The organism is Caballeronia choica (assembly GCF_001544535.1).
Classification (GTDB): domain Bacteria; phylum Pseudomonadota; class Gammaproteobacteria; order Burkholderiales; family Burkholderiaceae; genus Caballeronia; species Caballeronia choica.
Window position 1 is genome coordinate 1 of record NZ_FCON02000243.1, and the last position, 7,247, is coordinate 7,247.

Genomic DNA, 7,247 nt, shown 5'->3' on the forward strand with positions numbered 1-7,247 from the left:
CTGCTTTCTTTGCTTACTTTCTTTGCAGCAGCAAAGAAAGTGAGTCCCGCCCCGGACAGGGGCAGAGCAAATAAACCACGAAGAAACCAAGTTCCACAGAAGCGCAAAACCATCAAACGGCGTAAAACACCCCAACCCCACCCCCAAGCGCCAGCGCCCCTTAATCAAGCGTACGACGATAAAACCGCAATGCAATCCCCATCACGATGACCGTGAAAAGCCCCATCGGCCAGACCGAAGGCCAGAGGTCCATCCAGCCATTGCCCTTGAGCAGGATGCCGCGAATCAACCGATTGAAATACGTGAGCGGCAGCAGGTTGCCAATGAACTGCGCCCAACGCGGCATCCCCGCGAAGGGGAACATGAACCCGGAGAGCAGGATGTTCGGCAGAAAGTAAAACACGGTCAGTTGCATCGCCTGCAACTGGTTCTGCGCCAGCGACGACAGCGTAATCCCGACCGTCAGGTTCGCCGCGATGAACAGCAGCGCCGCAAGATAAATGGCGACCGGGCTCCCGACGAACGGCACATGAAAGACAAAGTACGTAGCCACAAGAATGATCGTCGCCTGCACGAGGCCGATGATCACGTAGGGCACGATTTTGCCCGTCATCACTTCGATCGGCAGCACCGGCGTCGCGAGCAAATTCTCCATCGTGCCGCGCTCGCGTTCACGCGTGACCGCGAGGCCGGTCATCATCACGAGGGTCATCGTCAGGATCACGCCCATCAGGCCCGGCACCACGTTGTATTGCGTGATGCCCTCCGCGTTGTAGAGATTGTGAACCTGCACGCCGAACGCGGCCCGGCTTCCGTTCAGATGCGCAAGCGCTCCCGTGATGTCCTTGTCCGCGACCGGCTGCACGAGGTTCGGCAACGCGGCGACGGCCGTGTTCGTCGCGGTCGGATCGGTGGCGTCGGCTTCGACCAGCAGCGACGGATGCTTGCCGCGCAACAACTCCCGTGAGAAGCCGACGGGGATATTCAGCACGAACTGCACGCGTCCCTGCGCGAGTGCGCGGCGGCCGGCTTCCTCGTCGGGCAGCGTCTCGACGAAATCGAAATAGGCGGAGTTCTTCATCGCCGCGACGAAGCTGCGCGAGAACGCGCTGTTGTCGCCGACGATCACCGCGGTCGGCAGATGCTTGGGGTCCGTGTTGATCGCGAAGCCGAACAGCGCCAGCTGGACGATCGGCAAGCCGATGATCATGCCGAACGTGACGCGGTCGCGCCGCAGTTGCAGGAACTCCTTGAGCACGATGCTCCACCAGCGGGTCAGCGAGAACGCGGTGAGGCGCTTCACGATGGCGCTCCGAAGTTGTCCTTCGAGTGGCTCATCAGGTAGATGAAGACGTCTTCGAGCCCGGTGTCGATGCGCTCGACAGAGAGCGACGTGCCCTCGGTGGCCGCTCTGATCGCACGTTCGAGCGCCGCATGATCGCTGCCGCTCGCATGCAGTGCCGAGCCGAACACGACAGTCTGGTCGACTCCGGGCGTCGCCCGCAATTGTTCCGACAGTTTGCTCAGATGCTCGCCGTGAATGGCCCAGGTCTGGAGATCCTGCGACTCGATCACTTCGCTTGCCGTGCCCTTCGCGAGCAACTTGCCGTACGCGATATAGGCGAGCTTGTGACAGCGCTCGGCTTCGTCCATGTAATGCGTGCTGACCAGCACCGAAATGCCGCGCGCCGCGAGCCGGTGCAGTTCCTCCCAGAAGTCGCGCCGGGCAGTGGGATCGACGCCGGCAGTGGGCTCGTCGAGCAACAGCAGTTGCGGCTCGTGCAGCATGCAGGCGGCCAGCGCGAGCCGCTGCTTCCAGCCGCCGGACAGGGAACCCGTCAACTGGCTTGCACGGCTTTGCAGTCCGAGCGATTCGAGCGAGCGGTCCACTGCTTCGCGCCGGTTGCGCATCTGATAGATGCGCGCGACGAAGTCGAGATTCTCGCGAATGGTCAGGTCTTCCCAATACGAGAAGCGCTGCGTCATATATCCGACGTTGCGCTTGATCTGTCCGCTTTCGCGCCGTATGTCGTAGCCGAGACACGTGCCGGTGCCCGAATCGGGCGTGAGCAAGCCGCACATCAGGCGGATCGAGGTCGTCTTGCCGCTGCCGTTTGGTCCGAGGAAGCCGAAGATTTCGCCGCGCGCGACCTGCAGCGACACGTCGTTGACGACGTGCTTGTCGCCGAAGCGCTTGTTCAGGTTCTGCACGTCGATGACGTATTCGCTCGCCGATGGATTCATTGCAGTGCCACCGTGACGGGTTGGCCCGGATGCAGTTTCGTTGCGTCCGCGACGGACGGATGCGCTTCGATCATGAACACCAGTTTCGAGCGGCTTTCGTTGCTATAGATGACGGGCGGCGTGTACTCCGCCTTGTTCGACACGTAGGTAATCTTCACGGGCACGTCGCCCGCGCAACCGTCGCAGTGCACCGTCAACGCGCGGCCGGGCGCGAGCCGGCCAACGATGGTCTCCGGCACGAACAGGCGCACCTTCACATTCTGCGGCGGCAACATCTGAACCACGGGACTGCCGGCCTGCACCCATTCGCCCGCCCGATACAGCGTGTCGTAGACGAGTCCTGCGGCCGGAGCCGCAACGCGCTTCTGATCGAGCTTCCATTGCGCCTGCGCGAGAGCGGCCTGAGCCGCTGCCACCTGCGCCGTCTGCGCGGTGATCTGCTGCGAACGGCCAGGAAGGCGCGCGACTTCCACCTGATTCGTCAGTTCGCGAACTTGCGCGGCGGTTGCGTCGGCGTTGGCGCGTGAATCGTCGAGTTGGCCCTTCGCAATGCCGCCCGCGCGGAACTGCGCCTCGTCACGGACGAGTTGCAGCGACGCCTTGCGCGCATTCGCGACAGCTTCCGCCAGTTGGGCCCGGTTCACGTTGATCTCGGGCGGCCGCTTGCCCGTCTGGATGTCCGCGAGTTGTGCGCGCGCCGCAGCGAGTTGTTGTTGCGCCTGCTGAAGCGCGGCGGTTTCGTCCACCGATTCGAGCGCGAAAAGCGGCGCGTTCGCCTGTACCGTATCGCCGCGCGCGACCGACAACTGCGTGAGTTCCCCCGACTGCGACGACGCGAGATACACGTACTCGCCCTCGACGTAACCCTGAACCACGTCCCGATCCTGATGCGAACAAGCCGACAGCATCGCGACGACGAACAGCAGTGCGAAGGCCGTGCGATGACGGCCTCTGGCGGCAAGTGTCGAAGTGATCGGTTGCATTGGGTCAAGGTTCCATGTGGGCATTACTTTGCCTGGACGTGTAATTAGCCATCCGAAGCACGCTGCGTGATACCGCGAGACGATCACGAGCCCGGCGCGCTGCCAGCCAGGATGTCACGGCTTCCGATGGAAACTATTATCGTCATTTTGGTTTCCTTGGTCAATCGCAAATCAGAAATCCCGGACATGTGTCGCGGATTTGGCCCACACCGGGGAGCCGCTACTGTGCTGCGTCATGTAGGCGTATCGTATGCGTTAAAGGGCTAGCGTCTTTGTTGCAGCCGCTTAATTCGAACAGCGAGCCTTGTCATGGCTGACGACACCCGGTCCAAGGATGAGACGCCCGCACAGGGCGGGGTCGAGCCCGCCCCCGCCCGATTTCTTCCCGCGTTCGTGTGGCGTGCCTCGCGGGACGGCACGATCCTGTACGCGAATCCGTGGGCCTGCAAGTACTTGGGCGTGTCGTCCGAGAAGCTGGTCGGGCAGCACTGGAACGTGTTCGTCAATCGCGACGACATCGAGCACGTGCTCGATGCAGTCCGTCAGATGAGCGGCCTCGCGTTGCTGCGCAACGTCGACGTCAGGCTCCTTCGCGCCGATGGCGTTTTCCGCTGGCATACGCTTCACCTTCAGGCGACCCGTGACGAGGCCGGCGAGATCGCCGACACGGTGGGCGTCGCAATCGACATCCACGACACCAGGCACGCGTGGGAACTGTACGAGGCGAGCGAGCGGCGGCTGCAGGCCTCGTTCCAGGGCGCCTGCATGGGCGCCTGGGAATGGGACATGAAGACGCGCGTCGTGCACATGACCGAGCAGCTCGCAAAAATCTATGCGTTCCCGGCAGGCACCGGCACGGTCACGCTCGACGAACTGACTGAACGCGTGGCGCCCGAGTACCGCGAGGCGTATCAGCGCCAGCTCGATGCGGTCCTGCGGCAGCGCGCTCCATTCGAGATGGACTTCCTGCTCGATGAACAAGTGGTCCCGCGCCGCTGGCTCCGCATGCGCGGACACCCCGAGCACGATCAGGAAGGCGTCCTTGCACGCGTGTACGGCGTGACGTTCGATATCAGCGAGCAGCGCGAGCACGAAGAGCGCCTGAGCCTGAGCGAACGACGCTATCGCGCGCTGGTGGAATCGACCGGCGCGATGGTCTGGTCGGCTGATCCGGACGGTGGCATTCGACCGGCACGCGGACCATGGGGAGTTTTTGCCGGACCCGATTTGTCGCATGTCGCCGGCTGGGGATGGCTCGATCTGGTGCACCCGGAAGATCGCGCGCTGACGCGTCGCAAGTGGCTGGATGCGCTGCGCCAGAAAACCGCGCAGTCGCTGACATTCCGCATACGGCGGCAGGACGGCGTCTATCGCCGCGTGCAGGCGAATGCGGCGCCTCTTTACGACCAGTACGGCAATCTCCAGGAATGGTTCGGCACGACCGCCGACGTCACGCCGCAGTACGAGGCGAAGGCCGCGATCGAAGCGCGCAACCTGCGGCTCGCGGTGGCGATGCAGGCCGCCAAGCTGAGCATCGCCACGCTCGACCTCTGCGACTGGGTGCTCTCGATCGAGGACAGCAGCGACAAGCGGGACATCGAACGCCTGACCTACGAAGCGGCGCTCGCGCGCGTGCACGCGGACGATCGCGTGTCGCTCGACCGCTATGTTCAACATCTGGCTCGAGGTGAAAACCCGCGCGCCAATTTCGAGTTTCGCGTCCACAATCCCGAGCGCGAGCAGTGGATCGAAGGCAGCGCGTTGCTTCAGCGCAGCGATGCGGGCAAGCCGGTGCGCATCATCGCGTCGCTGGTCGACATCACGGAGCGCAAGCGGCTTGAGTTGATGCTGCGCGAGTCGAGCCGGCGCAAGGACGAATTCCTCGCGATGCTCGCCCACGAACTGCGCAATCCGCTCGCGCCTTTGCGAACGGCCATCGCGCTGATGCAGAAGGATGAACCGCTCAAGGGGCGCGAACACGAACTGATCGGCCTGATGCAGCGGCAGGTCGAGCACATGACGCATATCGTCGACGATCTGCTGGAGGTGTCGCGCATCACGCAGGGCCGCATCGCACTGAAACGCGAGCCGATTCTGGTGGGCACCGCCGTCTATCACGCGGTCGAGGCGGTCGCCGGCATGGCTCAGGCGCGCTCGCAGCACATCCACGTTGAAGTGCCCGATGCAACGAACTGGATCTGCGGCGACGTCACCCGCGTGTCGCAGATTCTCGTCAACATCCTGAACAACGCCAGCAAGTACACGCCCGAGAGCGGCAGCATCAACGTCACCGTGCACGCCGACGACATATGGGTATCGATCGTGATCGAGGACACCGGTTCGGGCATCTCGCCCGAGTTGCTGCCCAAGATCTTTGACCTGTTCTCGCAAGGGGAACGTACGCTGGATCGTTCGGAAGGCGGCCTCGGCATCGGGCTGTCGCTCGTGAAGAAGCTCGTGGAAATGCACGACGGAAGGATCTCGGTGGAAAGTCCGGGACCCGGACTCGGTACGACCGTCACCGTCGATCTTCCGCGGCTTCATCATCGCGAGCCACATTCGGGCGCGACGCTTTCGATACTCGACGCGCCGGACGAAGCGGCCGTGCGGCGCGTTCTCATCGTCGACGACAATCGCGACGCCGCGGATTCGCTCGCCATGCTCTGCGAAACCGAAAATCATGTCACGCGGGTTGCCTATTCATCGGCGGAGGCGCTGGAGGCGGCGCAGGAATTTCGTCCCGATGTGGCGTTGCTCGACATCGGATTGCCCGGCATGGACGGCTATGAACTCGCGCGGCGTTTGCGTCCTAAAGGCGATACGACGCCGCTGCTCATCGCGATCACCGGCTACGGACAGACGGAAGACCGCCTGCGCGCGCAGGCGGCGGGCTTCGATCTTCACTTCGTCAAGCCGGTGAATGTAGAAAGTTTGCTGAAGGCGCTGTCGGCGCGTGCGGTCTGACGACGACTCGGCGTCAAGCGGAGCGGGCGATACGCGATCCGGCATGTACTTATTTCCTGTTAGTCGTCGAAGCAGGCGCAATTAATCCCACAAAATCCTTTATCGGTTTAGCCGCTTTCATCTAAACAATTAAAGTGGGTGAAACGTTTGCCGTACATTTCGCGGTCATGGGTGCGAAGGCATACTGTTCCCCCATAACTAAAGCAAATGAGAGAACAATATGCTCGGGGAAGTCAGGAAACTGTATTACGTGGGACGCGCACTCGATGGCGATCTGCATGCGCGTCTCGAAGATCGCCATTGGAATGTCGAACAGATCGACCCGGGCAAGCGCCTTCAGGGCGCACGACGGTTCGACGAGGCGGCCGCCGGCATCCTCGATTTCTCCGACTGTCAGTTTCCGCGCGACCTGCCCGCGATCCAGGCGATGCTGTCGATCTCGACGATCGGCTGGGTCGCGACCGGTCATGCCGACCAGGTCATGCAACCGGACCTGCGCCGGTTGATTCGTGATTTTTGCTTCGACTACGTCACGCTGCCGACCTCGGGCGATCGCATTGTGAACGCCGTCGGCCATGCGTATGGCATGGTGGCGTTGCACGATGCGGAGTCGAAAGATGGGTGCGCTGGCAGCGCCGAGGGCGAGATGATCGGCTCGTGCGACGCGATGCTCGCGCTGTTCCGCTCGGTCCGCAAGGTCGCGATGACCGACGCGCCTGTGTTCATCTCGGGCGAATCGGGCACCGGCAAGGAACTGACCGCGGTGGCGATTCACGAACAATCGGTGCGGCGCGGCGAGCCGTTCGTCGCGATCAATTGCGGTGCGATTCCCCCCCATCTGTTGCAATCGGAGTTGTTCGGTTATGAACGCGGGGCGTTCACCGGCGCCAATCAACGCAAGATCGGCCGGGTGGAAGCGGCCAACGGCGGCACATTGTTCCTGGACGAAATCGGCGATCTGCCGCTCGAAAGCCAGGCCAGCCTGTTGCGCTTCCTGCAGGAGAGGAAAGTTGAGCGGCTCGGCGGCCACGGCTCGACGCCGGTCGATGTGCGCAT

General features: G+C 62.8%; 5 protein-coding genes. 2 read left to right on the forward strand and 3 right to left on the reverse strand.

Annotated elements, in window-relative coordinates:
- Positions 1 to 160: 160 nt before the first annotated feature.
- The 3 genes from AWB68_RS41090 to AWB68_RS41100 are packed head-to-tail and all read right to left on the reverse strand — an operon-like array spanning position 161 to position 3,152.
- Positions 161 to 1,303, reverse strand: coding sequence for an ABC transporter permease (locus AWB68_RS41090; RefSeq protein WP_087649888.1), 1,143 nt, complete (start codon positions 1,301 to 1,303; stop codon positions 161 to 163).
- Positions 1,300 to 2,244: an ABC transporter ATP-binding protein gene (locus AWB68_RS41095; protein WP_087649889.1), complete on the reverse strand. Its 945-nt coding sequence runs from the start codon at positions 2,242 to 2,244 to the stop codon at positions 1,300 to 1,302. Before AWB68_RS41095 ends, AWB68_RS41090 begins: the two co-directional genes overlap by 4 nt.
- Positions 2,241 to 3,152, reverse strand: coding sequence for an HlyD family secretion protein (locus AWB68_RS41100; RefSeq protein WP_235028794.1), 912 nt, complete (start codon positions 3,150 to 3,152; stop codon positions 2,241 to 2,243). Before AWB68_RS41100 ends, AWB68_RS41095 begins: the two co-directional genes overlap by 4 nt.
- A gap of 384 nt (positions 3,153 to 3,536) precedes the next feature.
- Here AWB68_RS41100 and AWB68_RS41105 point away from each other — a divergent pair, with 384 nt between their 5' ends.
- On the forward strand, positions 3,537 to 6,191 hold the full coding sequence (locus AWB68_RS41105) for a PAS domain-containing hybrid sensor histidine kinase/response regulator (RefSeq protein ID WP_087649891.1): 2,655 nt from the start codon (positions 3,537 to 3,539) through the stop codon (positions 6,189 to 6,191).
- A gap of 220 nt (positions 6,192 to 6,411) precedes the next feature.
- The coding region (locus tag AWB68_RS41110; RefSeq protein ID WP_143282023.1) for a sigma-54 factor interaction domain-containing protein at positions 6,412 to 7,247 on the forward strand (836 nt) is incomplete at its 3' end.